Raw genomic sequence first — 16,317 nt, 5'->3', positions numbered from 1 at the left:
CCAGGCGCTCCCGTCCCCGACTACGCTCCCGAGCCATGACCATCACCCACGGCGGCGAAGACCGAAACAGGCACCAGGACGGCGCGAGCAGCGAGGCGTACGCGATCGACACCGATCCGGACCGTCTCGACATCGACCTCGTGCACCACTGGCTCTCCACGGACGCCTTCTGGGCGCTCGGCCGCAGCCGCGACACCGTCGAGCGGTCCATACGCGGGTCGCTCAACTTCGGCGTCTACGGCCCCGACGGGGCCCAGGTCGCCTACGCCCGCGTCGTCACGGACCGGGCGACCTTCGCCTGGCTCTGCGATGTCTACGTGGCGCCCGAACACCGCGGCCGGGGGCTCGGAGGCCGACTGGCGACCGCCGTCCGCGACCACCTCGCCCCGTACGAACTTAAGCGGACGATGCTCGCCACGCTGGACGCTCACGAGCTGTACGCGAAGGTCGGGTTCACCCCCGTACCGGATCCGGAGAGGCTAATGATCCTGAGCCACGAGCAGTAGGCCTCTGGTGGCGAGCATGCCGTCAGTGGGCGATGCCGTCGATCAGCTCCCTGGCCCCCTGGCGCAGCAGGGCGACCGCGACGGACGTGCCCAGGGTGGCCGGGTCGAGCGCGCCCGCCCATTCGTGGGCGTTGAGGACGGTCTTGCCGTCGGGGGTGAAGACCTTGGCCCGGAGCGACATGTCGCCGTTCCGCTCCACCTGGGCGTACCCGGCGATGGGGCTGTTGCAGTGCCCCTGCAGCACGTGCAGGAACATCCGCTCGGCGGTCGTCTCGCGGTGTGCCGCCGGGTCGCCGAGCCCGCTCACGGCGTCGATGAGGTCGCTGTCGCCCTCGCGGCACTGCAGGGCGAGGACCCCCGCACCGATCGGCGGGCACATCACCTCGGGCGACAGGATCTCGGTGATGACGTCGGGGCGGCCGATGCGCTCCAGCCCCGAGGCGGCCAGGAGCAGCGCGTCGGCCTCACCTGCGGCGAGCTTCTCCAGCCGCCGGTTGGCGTTGCCGCGCATCGGTACGCAGAGGAGGTGCGGGTGCGACGCGGCGAGCTGGGCGCTGCGGCGGACGGACGACGTCCCGATGCGCGTTCCGGGGGGAAGCTCATCGAGGCGAAGGCCTCCGGGGTGGATCAGCGCGTCACGGATGTCGTCGCGCCGGAGGAAGGCCGCGAAGACCGTGCCCGCGGGCAGGGGCCTGTCCGCGGGGATGTCCTTGACGCAGTGCACTGCCAGATCGGCCTCCCCGGCCAGCAGAGCGGCGTCCACCTCCTTGGTGAACGCCCCCTTGCCCTCCACCGCGCTGAGGTCACCCATCCACTTGTCGCCCGTCGTCTTGACGGGGACCACCTCTGTACGGGTGCCGGGGTGGAGCTCGGCCAGTTCGGCGCGGACACGCTCCACCTGGGCGAGTGCCATGGGCGAGTCACGGGAGACGATGCGGATCAGATCGACGGACATGGCGCCCACGATAGACCGTCGGACACAGGTTCCGACGGGACCCTCTGACGCCCATGTCGCGGTGTTTCCGCGCAAGTTGGATCACTCGCCCACCACGGCGCCACCCCACTCCGCCACCACCTCCCCGTCCTCCTCGACCTCCGTCGGGCGGAAGCCGAGGGACGTGTACAGGTGTGCGGCGGCCTCGTTGGACGGGGCGTAGGAGAGGCGGACCGCCGTGCAGCCGGGGCGGGCGGACAGCCACGTCGCCAGCGTGCGTACGGCGGCTGCGCCGATGCCCCGGGCCTGGTGGGCGGCGTCGATCAGCATGCCGCCGATCCAGTACGAACCGTCCTCGTCCCTCGCCCACATGATGTGACCGGTCACCTCCTCACCGGCCAGGACCGCCAGGGAGTTCCAGGTGTCCTCGCGGGCCGTCAGGACGAGGTAGCGGGCGGCCAGCGCCGGGACCCAGTCGCGCTGGTCGTCGCGCGGGGCGCAGTCGGCGACCGCCCGCCAGTTGTCCGCGTCGACCTCGTGGAGGGTGACGGGGCGGCCCGCCCTGTCGGTGTGTTCGTACGTGATGATCATGCGGGGAGGGTAGGGGCGGTCCGCGTCGCCCTGCCAGGGAATTACTCCCCGGTCGCCGCCATCGCCTGCCGGAAGCCCGTGTTCACCGCGAGGATCCCGCCGTCCACCCGCAGCGTCGTCCCCGTGATCCACGACGCGTCGGAGGAGGCCAGGAAGGCGACGGCCGACGCGATGTCCTCGGGGGTGCCGACCCGGCCGAGTGGGTAGAGCGCGGCTGCTCGTTCCAGTTCCGCGTCTCGGCCCGACCAGGCCGCCGTACGAATCGTGCCGGGGGCCACCAGGTTGACCCGTACGCCGCGCGGGCCCGCGTGGCCCGCCAGCGTACGGGTCAGGCTCGTCAGGCCCGCCTTCGCGGCGCTGTACGCGTGGCCGCCGAAGTCCTGCTCGCCGTTGACCGAGCCGATGGTGACGATCGCGCCCCGGCCCGAGGCCACCAGGTGCGGCAGCGCGGCGCGGGCGCAACGGAACGGGCCCGAGAGGGTGATGTTCAGGTCGCGTTCCCAGGTCGCGTCCGTCTCGTCCTCGAAGAGCGGCTCGTCCTGGCCCGCCGCGTACGCGTTGTTGACCAGGACGTCCAGGCCGCCGAAGGTCTCGACCGCGTACGCCACCGCCGCCTCCACCGCCGTCCGGTCGGCCACGTCGCAGGGCAGGGAGTCGGCCGTGCCGCCCGCCTCGCGTATCGCCGCCGCCGTGTCGGATGCGCGCTTGGCGTCCAGGTCGGTGACGAGGACCGAGGCGCCTTCCGCCGCCAGGCGGTGGGCCGTTGCCGCGCCGATTCCCTGGCCGGCGGCGGTGATCAGGATGCTGTAGCCGTCGAAGCGGGCACGTGTCACAGGTGTCATAGCGCCGACCGTACTGCTCTGACCAGCGCCTGGGCACGGGGGTCGGCGGTGACTCCCTTCTGGAGGCCGTTGGTGACATAGCCCAGCGCGATGCCCGACTCCGGGTCCGCGAAGCCGAGCGAGCCGCCCCTGCCCGGGTGGCCGAACGAGCCGGGGCCCAGCAGCGGCGCCGCCGGGCCGTGCAGCATGTAGCCCAGGCCGAAGCGGGTGTTGACGACCAGGACCCGGTCGGGGCCCGCCGACTCCTCGGTGCGGGCCAGGGTGAGGGTCGCGGGAGCGAAGAGGCGGCGGTGGCCGTCGACCGGGCCGATCATCGCGGCGTAGCAGTGGGCCAGGCCCCGGGCGGTCGCGATGCCGTTGGAGGCGGGGAGTTCCGCCGTACGGTAGGCGTCGTCGTTCTCGTCGGGGAACGGGTCGATCGCGCCGAACGCCCGCCGGGTGAGGGAGTCCGGGTCGCGGTAGGCCTCGACCACCGAGCGTTTGGGGCGGACCCGCAGGGCGCCGGAGGCAGCGGTGGGAGCCGGGGGCTCCACGGGGCCGATGCGGCCGATGCGGTGGGCCTCGTCCGCCGGGAGCCCGAACCAGAAGTCCAGGCCGAGCGGGCGCGCGATCTCCTCCGCGATCCAGCGGCCGATGGTGCGGCCGGTGGCACGGCGGACCAGTTCACCGATGAGCCAGCTGTAGGTCTGGGCGTGGTAGCCGTGGTCCGTGCCCGGCTCCCACTCCGGGCGCTGCGCGGCGACGGCCGCGGGCCCGGAGACCCCGTCCGCGGCCTCGGCGGGGGTGAGGGTGCGGTCCAGGGCGGGGATCCCGGCGCGGTGGGCCAGGAGGTCGCGGACCAGGACGCGTTCCTTGCCGTTCGCCTTGAACTCCGGCCAGTACGTGGAGACCGGCGCGTCCAGGTCGACCTGCCCGCGCTGGTGGAGCAGGAGGGGGACGGCGGCGGCGATGCCCTTGCCCGCCGAGCGCACGATCTGGACGGTGTCGACGGCCCACGGTTCGGTGCCGTCGACGTCCCTCGTACCGGCCCAGAGGTCGACGACCTTGCGGCCGTCCCGGTAGACGGCGACGGCCGCGCCGCGCTCGCCCCGCTGCTCGAAGTTACGGACGAAGGCGTCCCGGACCGGTTCGAACCCGGAGGTCACCGTGCCCCGTACGTCCACGTCCACGCTCACGTCCACGCCTGTTCCCGTACCCGCCGATGTGCCCGCGCCCGCGCTCCCACTCATCCCCCCATGGTGCACGGCCGGGTGGGGTGTGTGGTCGCCGGGGCGCCGACGCCTTCACGCTGTCACGATCTGTTTACGGCGACGGAACCGTGACCGAACGCGGGTCGAAGCCGAACGGCAGCTCCAGCCGGTGCGACCGCATCAACTCCTCGTCGCAGAGGAGGTCCTGCGTACGTCCGTCGGCGGCGATCACCCCGTCGCTGAGGATCACCGCGCGCGGGCAGAGCTCCAGGGCGTACGGGAGGTCATGGGTGACCATCAGCACCGTGACGTCCAAGGAGCGCAGGATGTCCGCCAGTTCGCGGCGGGAGGCCGGGTCCAGGTTGGAGGAGGGCTCGTCCAGGACGAGGATCTCCGGCTCCATCGCGAGGACGGTGGCCACCGCGACGCGGCGGCGCTGCCCGAAGGAGAGGTGGTGCGGCGGGCGGCCCACGTACTCCTCCATCCCGACCTGCTTCAGCGCCCGCAGGACGCGCTCCTCCAGCTCGGGGCCGCGCAGGCCCGCCGAGGCGGGGCCGAACGCGACGTCCTCGCGGACCGTGGGCATGAAGAGCTGGTCGTCCGGGTCCTGGAAGACGATGCCCACCCGGCGGCGGATCTCCGCGAGGTGCCGCTTGGCCACCGGGAGCCCGGCGACCCGGACCGTGCCGGAGCCCGCCTCCAGGATGCCGTTGAGGTGCAGGACGAGCGTGGTCTTGCCCGCGCCGTTGGGGCCGAGGACCGCGACGCGTTCGCCGCGCGCCACGGCCAGGTTCACCCCGAAGAGGGCCTGGTGGCCGTCGGGGTAGGCGTAGGCGAGGCCGCTGACTTCGAGCGACGGGGCAGGCCCGGCATCCTTCGGCCCGGCATCCTTCGGAGAGAGAGTCACAGGGTCCATCCCAGCAGACAGATCGCGAGCGCGAGTACGGGGAGCGTCGCCGCGTACGCCCATTGGGTCCGGTCCGCCGTCGCCTCGTCGATCACCGGCATCGTGCCCGCGTAGCCGCGGCTGACCATGGCGAGGTGGACGCGCTCGCCGCGCTCGTAGGAACGGATGAACAGGGCGCCCATCGAGGTGGCCAGCACGCCCCACTGCCGTACGCCGCGCGCCTCGAACCCCCGGGAGCGGCGGGCGATCGACATCCGCCGCATCTCGTCGGTGATGACGTCCCCGTACCGGATCATGAACGAGGCGATCTGGACGAGCAGCGGGGGCAGCTTCAGCCGCTGGAGGCCGAGCAGCACGGCCCGCAGCTCGGTGGTGGAGGCCAGGAGCACCGAGGCGGCGACCCCGAGGGTGGCCTTGGCCAGCACGTTCCAGGCGCCCCAGAGGCCGGGGACGCTGACGGAGACGCCGAGCAGGGTCGTCTGCTCGCCCGGCACCACGAACGGCATGAGCAGTGCGAACGCGACGAACGGCACCTCGATGACCAGCCGCTTCAGCAGGAAGCCGACGGGGATGCGGGCCGCGGCAGCGACGGCGGCGAGGAGGGCCGCGTACAGCCCGAAGGCCCAGACCGCCTCGCGCGGGGTGGAGACCACCACGAGTACGAAGCCGAAGACGGCGGCCAGTTTGCAGTGCGGCGGCAGCCGGTGCACCGGCGAGTGCCCGTGCCGGTAGAGCTTGTGGGCGTGGCCCGCTCCCATGTCGTCAGCCCGCTTCCATGTCGTCGGGCCGCTGCCCTGTCGTCGGTCCGCTGCCCTGTCGGCCCGCTCCCCCCGTCAGACGTTCTCGTGGTCGCGGGAGGCCTCGGTGGACTCCTCCTTGCGGCGGCGGACCGCCCAGAAGATGCCGGTGCCCACGACGACGGTGCCGCTGACGCCGATCACCCCGGCGAGGCCGCCGGAGAGCCGGGCGTTCGCGATGTCGCCGACACCGTAGTCGGCGAGCGGGGAGTCGGCGGCGCCGTGCTCCTCCACCTTCTCGTCGATGCCCTGGTCGGCGGCGACCCGCTCCAGGCCGTCGGGGTTGGCGGAGGCGTAGAAGGAGACGAACCCGGCCAGGAGGAAGGCCGAGACCAGGCCGGTGATCCAGAACCCGCGGGTGGACCGGGCGGGGGCGGCGGCGGGCTCCGGTTCGCGCGTCGCGGCCGGGGCGTCGACCAGTTCGCCGTCGACCCTGAGCTTGAGGGGGGCGGCCAGGCCCTGGACGCCGTGGACGAGGTCGGGGCGGACGGCGAGGACCGCGCCGACGGTCAGCGCGGTGATGACCGCCTCGCCGATACCGATCAGGACGTGGACGCCGACCATGGCCGTGAAGACCTTGCCGATCGGGATGTCGGTGGTGCCGCCGATCCAGTAGAGCAGCGTGAACACGGCGGCCGACGCGGGCACGGAGACCAGGGCGGCGACGAACGCCGACGCCGTCGCGGACCGGCGGGTGCGCGGCAGGAGGCCGGTGAGCAGGCGGAACAGTCCGTACGCGACGACGACGGTGACCACGCCCATGACGGTGATGTTCACGCCGAGCGCGGTGAGGCCGCCGTCCGCGAAGAAGATGCCCTGCATCAGCAGCACCACCGACAGACAGAGGACCGCGGTGTACGGCCCGACAAGGATCGCGGCCAGCGCCCCTCCCATCAGGTGGCCGCTGGTGCCGGCGGCCACCGGGAAGTTCAGCATCTGCACGGCGAAGATGAAGGCGGCCACCAGACCGGCGAGCGGGGCGGTGCGCTCGTCCAGTTCGCGGCGCGCGCCGCGCAGGCTGACGGCGACCGCGCCGGCCGCGAGGACGCCGGCGGCGACGGAGACAGGTGCATCGATGAAACCATCGGGTACATGCATGGAAAGGCTCCGCTTCCTGCGGTTCCGCACGGTGTCCGCGTCCGCGTGGACGCGGTTCTGCGGGCGGGGTCATGAACCCATCAATAATAGTGCTTTCCTGCGAACCATACGCAAGAGCAGGAGCTGGGCATCTGCCGCCGATGTGCCCGTCGATGCACCTGCGGGTCTCACCCGCTGTCACGTGAGCGGACGCTCACCGTGCCAGTCCTGTGAAATATGCGACATTAGAGGGCAGAGCGATACATATAGGAGGAGCCGGCCCATGTCCCCTGTGATCGAAGTACATGCTCGCGCCCGGCTCATCACCGATGGCCCTCTGACCCGCCCGGTCCCCGTCGACCTGCGCTACGACGCGGCCGACGATCCGCGCACCGTCCACATCACGCTGCCCGACGGTACCGACTGGGCCTTCGGCCGCGACCTCCTGGAACGCGGTCTGCGCACCCCGATCGAGCGCGGAGCCGTCCGCGTCTGGCCCTGCGGCCGTACGCAGCTGATCGTGGAACTGCACTCGACGGACGGCGTCGAGGTGTTCCAGTTCGAGATCAGGACGCTGATCCGCTTCCTCGCCCGCACCCGCGCGCAGGCCCCGGCCACGGCCGCACCGCCGGAGGGGACCGCGGAGAAGCCCCCGTCCCGCACCACCCCCCGCACGGACCGGGGCGCGCAGCCGGCCCACGGCTGAGGACGGCACCCGCACGCAGAGAAGGCCCCCGCGCTCATCGCACGGGGGCCTTCTCTGTGCCCCGGTCCCCCGTCCCCACAGGTAACCGGCGCTTCCGGGGCCGCGCTCCGCTCAGACACGGCCCCGGGGTTCAGGGAGGACTCGAACGGCTCGACGGAGTCCTCGTACAGCTGCGGCGGGCGAGTGGGCCCGTACAGCCGGCTCGGGCGGGGTCAGACGCGTACGAGCTCGCGCTCGCCGCCGTCACCGCCCTCGGGGACCGACGGCTCCTCGGTCAGCTGCTTCTGCAGCTTCTCGCCCTCCACGTCCACATTGGGCAGCGCCCGGTCCAGCCAGCGCGGCAGCCACCAGGCCTTCTTGCCCAGCAGGGCCAGGACGGCCGGCACGATCGCCATGCGGACCACGAACGCGTCGAAGAGGACGGCGATGGCGAGCGAGAAGCCGATCATCTTGATCATCTGCTCGCTGGAGCCGATGAAGCCCGCGAAGACGGCCATCATGATCACCGCCGCTGCCGTGACCACCCGTGCGCCGTGCTTGAAGCCGGTCACGATGGCCTGGCCGGGGCTCTCGCCGTGGACGTACGCCTCACGCATCCGGGTGACGAGGAAGACCTCGTAGTCCATCGCGAGACCGAAGACCACACCGACCATGAAGATCGGCATCATGCTCATGATCGGACCGGTCTGCTCGACCCCGAAGAGCGAGCCGAGCCAGCCCCACTGGAAGACCGCGACGACCGCACCGAGGGCCGCGACCACCGAGAGCAGGAAGCCGAGGGCCGCCTTCAGCGGGACGAGGACCGAGCGGAAGACCAGCATCAGCAGGAGGAACGCGAGGCCGACGACGAGCGCCAGGTAGGGCAGCAGCGCGTCGTTCATCTTCTGCGAGAAGTCGATGTTCATCGCGGTGGCGCCGGTGACCAGGACCTCGCCGCCGGTGTCCGCCTTGATGTCCTTGCCCGCGTCACGGATGCCGTGGACGACCTCCTCCGTGGCGTGGGAGGACGGCCGGTCCTTCGGGATGACCGTGATCATCGCGGTGTCGCCGGCCTTGTTGAACGTGGCCGGGGTGACGGTGACGACGCCGATCCCCTCGATCTCCTCACGAACCCGCTCGGCCGCGGCCTTCGGGTCGGAGCTGCCCTTGCCGTCCATGACGATCATCAGCGGACCGTTGAACCCGGGGCCGAAGCCCTCGGAGAGGGTGTCGTACGCCTGGCGCTGCGTGGTCGACTTCGGCTGGGCGCCGTCGTCGGGCAGACCCATCTCCAGGGACGCGGCGGGTACGGCGATGATGCCGAGGCCGAGGACGCCGACCAGCAGCACCCAGACCGGCCTGCGCAGCACGAACCGCGCCCAGCGGGTGCCCATGTTCGGCTTGGCCTCGGGGCGGTTCTCCGCCTCGGCGGCCTTGCGCGCCTTGCGGCCCATGACCCGCTTGCCCGCGAAGCCCAGGAGGGCCGGGACGAGGGTGAGGGCGATGACCACGGCGATCGCGACCGTACCGGCGGCGGCGAAGCCCATCTTGGTCAGCATCGGGATGTTGACGACGGCCAGGCCCACCAGGGCGATGACCACGGTCAGGCCCGCGAAGACGACTGCTGATCCGGCGGTGCCGACGGCCCGCCCGGCGGCCTCCTCGCGCTCCCGGCCCTCGGCCAGTTCGGCGCGGTAGCGGGAGACGATGAAGAGGGCGTAGTCGATGCCGACCGCGAGGCCGATCATCATGGCGAGCGTCGAGGTCGTGGAGCCGAGGTCCAGGACGTTGGCCAGCGCCGTGATCAGCGAGACCCCGATACCGACCCCGATCAGGGCGGTCAGCAGCGGCAGCCCGGCGGCGATCAGCGAGCCGAAGGTGATGACCAGGACGACGGCGGCGATGGCGACACCGATGATCTCGGCGGCCCCGGTGTGCGGCATGACCTGGAGCGCGTCACCGCCGATCTCCACCTTCATGCCGTTGTTCTGCGCGTCCTTGCCCGCGTCCTTCAGTGCGTCGGTGGTCTTGTCGGTCAGCTCCATGGAGTTGACCTTGTAGGAGACCGAGACGTACGCCGTCGAACCGTCCTGGCTCACGGCCTGGACCTCGAACGGGTCGTCGACCTTGGCGATCTGGTCCGAGCCGGAGGCCAGCTCCTTGACGATGCCCTGGATCTCGCCCTTGTTGGCCGAGTCGGTGACCTTCTCACCCTCGGGCGCCTTGAAGACGACCCGGGCGGTGGCCCCGTCGGCACTGGTGCCGGGGAAGCGCTGTTCCAGCAGGTCGAAGGCGCGCTGCGCCTCCGTACCGGGGATGGAGAAGGAACTGGAGGTGGCGGTGGACGCGGAGGCCGCGCCGAATCCGGCGAGCGCCAGCAGTGCCACCCAGACGAGGGCGACATAGCGGCGGCGCCGGAAGGCGAGCCGTCCGAGCTTGTAGAGGAAAGTGGCCACGGGGGCGTACTCCCGGTCAGGTCGTGTGAGTGGAATTGGGCGTGAGGAACCAGCCCGACGACGAGAGCGGCGTGTCAGGTGGAGCGTCGGGGAGAGGGCCGTGCGGGTGGGACGGGGGGACGTCGGGGTGGGGACGTCGGGGTGAAGTCGTCAGACGCCGAGAGCGGGGAGAATCACGGAGTCCAGGTAGTCGATGAGGAACGCCTGGTCGAGCGGGCGGTCCTCGATCAGCTGCCGGGCGGCCAGCGCGCCGACCAGCATGTGCGGGATGTACTTCAGCGCCGGATTGTCCGGACGCAGCTCACCCCGGTCCACCGCCCGTTGCAGCAGCTGGTCGAGGCCGGTCATCTCCGGCTCGATCAGCAGCTCGCGCAGGGCCTGGAGCAGCTCGGGGTACTCATGGACGGCATGGCTCAGACCCCGCATCAGCGCGGCGTCCTTCTCCATCTGGCAGTCGTCGGTCCGGCTCAGTGCGGCGTGGAAGTCCCCACGCAGCGAACCGGTGTCGATGTCGGCGAGGCTCCCCGGCTTGTTGTGCCGCAGCGCCTTGGCGACCAGCTCGGGCTTGGAGCCCCACTGGCGGTAGAGAGTGGCCTTGCTGGACCGGGTGCGGGCGGCGATGGCGTCCATGGTCAGGGCGTCGTAGCCGACCTCGCGGAGCAGGTCGAGGACGGAATCGTAGAGCTCGCCCTCACGCTCGGGGGTCAGCCTGGTGCGTGCCATGTGCCGACCTCCTTCGCGCTCGCTTCTACCTGCCGGTCCACCTGCTGGTGTTCCGTTCAGCGGTCCCGCTCAGCAGTTCCGCTCAGCAGTTCCGCTCAGCAGTTCCGCTCAGCATCGAACGAAACTGTTTCGTACACCTGAACCGTACCCCCGTCGCCCAGCGAAACGAAATCGTTTCGCTTGTGGGCTGCACCACAAGTTGCCCCGGGCCCTTCGCGCGGGAAGCATTGGGGGGTGAGTGACGACGTCGCGTATCTCCGGTTCCCGCACCTCCACCAGGACATGCTCTGCTTCGCGGCCGAGGACGACCTGTGGGTCGCCCCCCTCGTCCCGGCGGGCCACCGACCGGGCCGGGCCTGGCGGGTGACCGTCGACCGGACCCGGGTCAGCCATCCCCGCTTCTCGCCCGACGGCACCTCCATCGCCTACACGACCTGGCGCACCCTGGACCCCGAGATCCACCTCGCCCCGGTCGACGGCGGCCCGGCCCGCCGGCTCACCTACTGGGGCTCGACCGACGCCCGGGTCTGCGGCTGGACCCCCGACCCCGCCGACGCCTCCCAGATCCTCGCCGTCTCCTCCCACAACCAGCCGTTCTCGTACTTCTCCTGGGCCTACAGCCTCCCCACCGACGGCAGCCCCGGCGGGCGGCTCCCCTGGGGCCCGGTCTCCGACATCGCCGTCGCCGACCTCGACGGAGAGCGCCGCACCCTGCTGCTCACCGGCACGCCCCCGCACGAACCGGCCGCCTGGAAGCGCTACCGCGGCGGGGCCATGGGCCGCCTCTGGCTGCACGGCGAACGCCTGCTCCCGGACATCGACGGCCACCTCGCCTCACCGATGTTCGTCGGCCGCCGCATCGCGTTCCTCTCCGACCACGAGGGCGTCGGCAACCTCTACTCCTGCCGGACCGACGGCACCGATCTGCGCCGCCACACCGACCACGACGCCTTCTACGCCCGCAACGCCTCCAGCGACGGCCACCGCGTCGTCTACCAGTGCGCCGGTGACCTCTGGCTGGTCGAGGACCTGGAGTCGCCGGACGCCACCCCGCGCAAGCTCGAGGTACGCCTGGGAGGCCCGCGCACCGGCCGGCGGAGCTACCAGGTGCCCGCCGCCAGCAACGTCGACTCGCTCTCGGTCGACGAGACGGGCCGGGCCAGCGCCGTCACCGTACGCGGCAGCCTCTACTGGCTCACCCACCGCGACGGCCCCGCCCGCACCATCAGCGACACCCCGGGGGTGCGGGTGCGGCTGCCGGAGATGCTCGGCAGCGGGGGCCAGGTCGCGTACGTCACCGACGCGGACGGCGAGGACGCGGTGGAGATCGCCTACCTGCCGCGCGCCAGCGGCGACCGGGCCCCGCGCCGGCTCGCCTCGGGGCAGCTGGGCCGGGTGCAGGAGATGATCTCCGACCCGGACGGCGAGCGCCTCGCCATCGCGTCGAACGACGGGCGGCTGCTGCTCCTGGACACGGGGGAGCCGGAACCGGAGCCCCTGCCGGACGAGAGGGCTCCCAGCGGGTCGACCCGCGCCGACCTGTACGCGGCCACGGGTGCGGCGACCCTGGACAGTGCGGCGCCGGTCGACGAGCACCCCGGGCTCACCGAGCTGATCCGCTCGGTCAACGGGCCCGTCCGCGACCTGGCCTTCTCCCCCGACGGCGACTGGCTGACCTGGTCCCACCCGGGCATCGGCCGCTCGCTGCGACAGATCAAGCTGGCCCGGATCTCCGGACCGGGCGCCCCGGTGATCGTGGACGTCACCAACGGCCGCTTCGAGGACGAGAACCCGGTCTTCACGGAGGATGGCCGCTACCTCGCGTTCCTGTCCTGGCGGGGCTTCGACCCGGTGTACGACGTCCACACCGGCGACCTCTCCTTCCCGCTGGGCTGCCGCCCCTACCTGGTCCCGCTCTCCTCGGCGACCCCCTCCCCCTTCGCGCTCTCCCCGGACGGGCGCCCGGCGGCGGGCGGTCTCGACCCGATAGACGTTCCGGAAGGCGGGGGGACGGGCGAAGGGTCCACGGTCATGGTCGAGTTCGAGGGCCTGGAGAGCCGGGTGACGCCGTTCCCGGTCTCCGCCTCCAAGTACTCCGCGCTGGCCCCGGTCAGCGGCGGCGGTCTTGTCTGGCTGCGCTGGCCGATCTCCGGGGCGCTGGGCGAGACGTTCGCCAATCCGGCCGACATGTCGGGGCGGCCCACCCTGGAACACTTCAACATCGCGAAGGCGCGCAAGACCGAACTGGTCGACCACCTCGACTGGTTCGCGGTCAGCGGCGACGCGTCCCGGCTCGTCGTGATGGACGACGGCGAGCTGCGTGCCGTACCGGCGGCCGAGCCGGGCGACACCGACTCCACGGTCTATCTGGACCTGCGCCGCATCCTGCACGAGGTCGACCCGGGGGCGGAGTGGCGGCAGGCCTACGGGGAGGCGGGCCGGATCATCCGCTCCTACTTCTGGGAGCCCGACATGTGCGGCATCGACTGGGACGGGGTGCTCGACCAGTACCGCCCGCTGGTCGAACGGGTCGCCTCCCCCGACGAGTTCGCGGATCTGCTGCGCGAGGTCCTGGGCGAGCTGGGCACCTCGCACGCGTACGTCTCCCCCGCCCGCCGCAACGAGGGCCCGCCGCACTACCAGCGGGCGATCGGGCTGCTGGGCGCCAACCTGGTCTGCCGGGACGGGGCTTGGACCCTCCAGCGCGTCCTGCCGGGCGACTCCTCGGACTCCAAGGCCCGTTCACCGCTGGCCGGTACGGGGATCCGGGAAGGCGCGGTCCTCACCCACGTGGACGGCCGCCCGGTGGACCCGGTGACGGGCCCGTTCCCGCTGCTGACGGCGGCAGGCGGTACGACGGTGGAGCTGACGTTCTCCCCGGCGGGCGGCGGCCCCTCCCGCCGGGTGGCGATCATGCCCCTGGTGGACGAGCGCCCGCTGCGCTACCAGGACTGGGTGGCCAAACGGCGCGACGTCGTACGGGAGTTGAGCGGCGGCAAGTGCGGCTACCTGCACATCCCGGACATGGGCGGCTCCGGCTGGGCCCAGTTCAACCGGGACCTGCGCCTCGAAGTGTCCCGCCCGGCGCTGATCGTGGACGTACGGGGCAACGCGGGCGGCCACATCAGCGAGCTGGTCGTGGAGAAGCTCACCCGCAAGATCCTCGGCTGGGACCTGACGCGCAACGCGCAGGCGGTGAGCTACGCCTCCAACGCGCCGAGGGGCCCGGTGGTAGCCCTGGCCGACGAGGCGACCTCCTCCGACGGCGACATGATCACCGCCGCGTTCCGGCTGCTGAAGCTGGGGCCGGTGGTGGGGCAGCGGACGTGGGGCGGCGTGGTCGGCATGACCGGCCGCCACCGCCTGGGGGACGGCACGGTGATCACGGTCCCGATGAACGCCGCCTGGTTCGACACGTACGGCTGGTCGGTGGAGAACCACGGCGTGGAACCGGACCTGGAGGCCCTGCGCACCCCGCTGGACTGGGCGGAGGGCCGGCACGCGGTGCTGGACGACGCGGTCCGGGTGGCGCTGGACCTGCTGGCCGCCCACCCGGCGGCGACGCCACCCTCGTACGACACGGCCCCGAACCTGCGGCGGCCGCCGCTGCCGCCGAGGTAGGGGGGCGAGGCGCACCGCGGTCAGACCGTGCGGGCCCGCAGGCGGCGCAGCATGCGCGGGTCCTCGAAGCCGACCGAGCGGGCCGCGGCGTCGATCGTCGCGCCGTGGCTGATGAGGTGCTGGGCTCGTTCGAGGCGGAGGGTCTGCTGGTAGCGCAGCGGGGTGAGCCCGGTGGCGCGGCCGAAGAGGCGGGTGAGGGTGCGTTCACTGACGCCGACGGCGGCGGCCAGGGCGGGCAGCGGGAGCGGCCGGTCGAAGCGGGCGTCGATCAGGTTCTGGGCGCGGTGCACGGTGTCGTCGAGGTGGGAGCGGTGCCGGAGCATCGCGCTGGACTGCGGCTCGTGGCCGTTGCGCCGGGCGTAGACGACCATCTCCCGGGCCGCCTGCGCGGCGGCGGCCGGTCCGTGGTCCGTCGCGACCAGGTGCAGGGCCAGGTCGATGCCGCTGGCGATACCGGCCGAGGTGATCACCCGGTCGTCGGCGGTGAACAGGACGTCCCGGACGACCACCGCCCCGGGGTGGCGCAGGGCCAGTTCGTCCTGCACGTCGTGGTGGGTGGTGCAGCGGCGGCCGTCGAGCAGACCGGCCTGGCCGAGCGCCTCGGCCCCGGCGCAGACGCTGGCCACCGTCCCGCCCCCGGCGTGGTGGTCCCGGAGGACCTTCAGGGTGGCGCTGCCGAGGGCGGGGGCGTCGGCCAGGGTGACCGCCCGCCAGCCGGGCACCACGATGAGGTCCCCGGGTCCGAGCTCGGGCCAGTCGAGCCCGGCCACCAGCGGCAGCCCCTGGGCGGTGGTGACCTGGGGCTGCTCGGCGACGTAGGAGAGCGTGTAGGGGTGGCCGAAGCCGGCGGCGGTGGAGAAGACCTGCGCGGGGCCCGCCAGGTCCAGCAGGTGGACCCCGGGGACCAGGAGGAAGACGACGTGGCTCACGATCCGGTCATCATGCCTGAAGCTCCGCCGCGGCCTCCAGCCGGTCGACCGTCGCGATGGTGGCGAAGCGTCCGGCGAGGGCGTACTCGGTGCGCCTGATGACCTCTTCGGCGGACAGGGTGCGGGGGTCGGCCAGCAGCTCGGCGACGCTCAGGCCGGCGGGGGCGTCGGGGTGCGGGATGGGATTGGTCGCGGTCGCGTCGATGGCCACGGTGACCCGGTAGCCGAAGTCACCTGCCAGGCGCGCGGTGGTCTCCACGCACTGCTCGGTCCGGATACCGCAGACGGTGAGCTCGTGGATGCCTCGCTCGGTGAGGAGTTGCCGCAGGTTGGTGGTGGTGAAGGCGTTGTGCGAGGTCTTGTGGATCAGCGGCTCCCCGTCCGCCCGCTCCAGCTCCTCCATCAGCCGGACATGGCCGAGGGCCGGGTCGAAGACATCGCCGGAGCCGGGTTCGGAGTGCAGCACCCACACCACCAGGTCCCCGGACCGGCGGGCGAGCCGGACCAGCCGGTTCACCCGGTCGGCGATCTTCAGGTCGGAGGTGGTCTCCCACAGGGGACGGGCGCGGAAGGATTCCTGGACGTCGATGACGATCAGTGCTCGGGTCATGCCCCAAGCCTGGGCCGCGCGGGTGGGGCGGCGACAGGCCGCATCGGGTCCAGCAGCGGACCGATCCGGTCACCGGGTGGGACCGCACCGAAAAGGAGGCGCACCCGGTGTCCCGGGTACGCCTCCTGAAGCGACGCGCACGCACGCGCACAGCGCAGCGCGCACGCGTCACACCTCAGTGACCGTCAACGGTCAAAACGCTCGCGCGCCTGGTCCTTCGCGTCCTGGGCCCGGTCCCGCAGGCCCGTCGACGCGTCGGAGCCGTGCTCCTGGTCCCGGTTCCGGGCGTCCGACGCCCGGTCCTGAGCCTGGTCCTTGCCCTGGCCGGCCTTCTGCTTGGCCTGGTCGGCGAGCTCCTGCGCCTTGTCCTTGAACTGGTCTGCGATACCCATGCTGTTCACTCCTGTGGGATGCGTGAGGGTACGTGTGGGGTGGCCCCCAGCGGGGCC

15 protein-coding genes are annotated in these 16,317 nt (G+C 72.1%); 3 read left to right on the top strand and 12 right to left on the bottom strand.

Translation table 11 applies throughout. The features are described 5' to 3' along the window. Positions 1 to 35: 35 nt before the first annotated feature. Positions 36 to 506: a GNAT family N-acetyltransferase gene (locus IE264_RS27755; RefSeq protein WP_032758019.1), complete on the top strand. Its 471-nt coding sequence runs from the start codon at positions 36 to 38 to the stop codon at positions 504 to 506. A gap of 22 nt (positions 507 to 528) precedes the next feature. Here the strand turns inward: IE264_RS27755 and hemC are convergent, their stop codons facing one another. From hemC to IE264_RS27720, 7 genes are all read right to left on the bottom strand, one after another. Beyond that, positions 529 to 1,461, bottom strand: a complete 933-nt coding sequence (gene hemC, locus IE264_RS27750) for a hydroxymethylbilane synthase (RefSeq protein WP_099127652.1) — start codon at positions 1,459 to 1,461, stop codon at positions 529 to 531. Between the two features lie 81 nt (positions 1,462 to 1,542). Then, positions 1,543 to 2,031 (bottom strand): GNAT family N-acetyltransferase, encoded by a 489-nt coding sequence (locus IE264_RS27745; RefSeq protein ID WP_078657501.1) that lies wholly within the window; start codon positions 2,029 to 2,031, stop codon positions 1,543 to 1,545. 41 nt (positions 2,032 to 2,072) lie between these two features. Next, positions 2,073 to 2,873, bottom strand: coding sequence for an SDR family NAD(P)-dependent oxidoreductase (locus IE264_RS27740; protein WP_032758022.1), 801 nt, complete (start codon positions 2,871 to 2,873; stop codon positions 2,073 to 2,075). Continuing rightward, positions 2,870 to 4,036 carry a serine hydrolase domain-containing protein gene (locus IE264_RS27735; protein WP_032758185.1) on the bottom strand — a complete coding sequence of 389 codons (1,167 nt, stop codon included), beginning with the start codon at positions 4,034 to 4,036 and terminating at the stop codon, positions 2,870 to 2,872. The genes IE264_RS27740 and IE264_RS27735 overlap by 4 nt, the downstream gene beginning before the upstream one ends. A gap of 139 nt (positions 4,037 to 4,175) precedes the next feature. Beyond that, entirely contained in the window at positions 4,176 to 4,979 is an 804-nt protein-coding gene (locus IE264_RS27730; protein ID WP_015609114.1) for an energy-coupling factor ABC transporter ATP-binding protein, read from the bottom strand. Then, positions 4,967 to 5,728: a cobalt ECF transporter T component CbiQ gene (gene cbiQ, locus IE264_RS27725; RefSeq protein WP_015609115.1), complete on the bottom strand. Its 762-nt coding sequence runs from the start codon at positions 5,726 to 5,728 to the stop codon at positions 4,967 to 4,969. The genes IE264_RS27730 and cbiQ overlap by 13 nt, the downstream gene beginning before the upstream one ends. Before the next feature lie 75 nt (positions 5,729 to 5,803). Beyond that, entirely contained in the window at positions 5,804 to 6,865 is a 1,062-nt protein-coding gene (locus tag IE264_RS27720) for an energy-coupling factor ABC transporter permease (protein WP_032758026.1), read from the bottom strand. Positions 6,866 to 7,127: 262 nt separating this feature from the next. Here IE264_RS27720 and IE264_RS27715 point away from each other — a divergent pair, with 262 nt between their 5' ends. Beyond that, the gene (locus tag IE264_RS27715) at positions 7,128 to 7,550 is read left to right on the top strand and encodes an SsgA family sporulation/cell division regulator (RefSeq protein WP_032758028.1); all 423 of its coding nucleotides are present in this window, start codon (positions 7,128 to 7,130) and stop codon (positions 7,548 to 7,550) included. A gap of 212 nt (positions 7,551 to 7,762) precedes the next feature. Here IE264_RS27715 and IE264_RS27710 read toward each other — a convergent pair whose 3' ends face one another. Both IE264_RS27710 and IE264_RS27705 read right to left on the bottom strand, forming a co-directional pair. Continuing rightward, complete coding sequence (locus tag IE264_RS27710; RefSeq protein WP_032758030.1) at positions 7,763 to 9,985, bottom strand: MMPL family transporter; 2,223 nt, start codon at positions 9,983 to 9,985, stop codon at positions 7,763 to 7,765. Positions 9,986 to 10,135: 150 nt separating this feature from the next. Beyond that, complete coding sequence (locus IE264_RS27705) at positions 10,136 to 10,708, bottom strand: TetR/AcrR family transcriptional regulator (RefSeq protein ID WP_015609119.1); 573 nt, start codon at positions 10,706 to 10,708, stop codon at positions 10,136 to 10,138. A 234-nt stretch (positions 10,709 to 10,942) separates the two neighbouring features. Between IE264_RS27705 and IE264_RS27700 the strand changes: the two genes are divergently transcribed. After that, a complete protein-coding gene (locus IE264_RS27700) occupies positions 10,943 to 14,329 on the top strand; it encodes a S41 family peptidase (RefSeq protein ID WP_032758031.1) in 3,387 nt (1,128 codons plus the stop codon). Positions 14,330 to 14,349: 20 nt separating this feature from the next. Here the strand turns inward: IE264_RS27700 and IE264_RS27695 are convergent, their stop codons facing one another. The 3 genes from IE264_RS27695 to IE264_RS27685 form a co-directional block, all read right to left on the bottom strand. Then, positions 14,350 to 15,258 carry a GlxA family transcriptional regulator gene (locus IE264_RS27695; protein WP_032758032.1) on the bottom strand — a complete coding sequence of 303 codons (909 nt, stop codon included), beginning with the start codon at positions 15,256 to 15,258 and terminating at the stop codon, positions 14,350 to 14,352. A gap of 10 nt (positions 15,259 to 15,268) precedes the next feature. Continuing rightward, a complete protein-coding gene (locus IE264_RS27690) occupies positions 15,269 to 15,868 on the bottom strand; it encodes an isochorismatase family protein (RefSeq protein WP_032758034.1) in 600 nt (199 codons plus the stop codon). Between the two features lie 185 nt (positions 15,869 to 16,053). Further along, complete coding sequence (locus IE264_RS27685) at positions 16,054 to 16,260, bottom strand: hypothetical protein (protein WP_015609123.1); 207 nt, start codon at positions 16,258 to 16,260, stop codon at positions 16,054 to 16,056. Positions 16,261 to 16,317: the final 57 nt, after the last annotated feature.

This window comes from Streptomyces microflavus (genome assembly GCF_014650075.1).
Taxonomy (GTDB): Bacteria; Actinomycetota; Actinomycetes; order Streptomycetales; family Streptomycetaceae; genus Streptomyces; species Streptomyces microflavus.
Note: the sequence above shows the minus strand (reverse complement) of the source record. Positions and strands in the feature narration are given on the sequence as shown.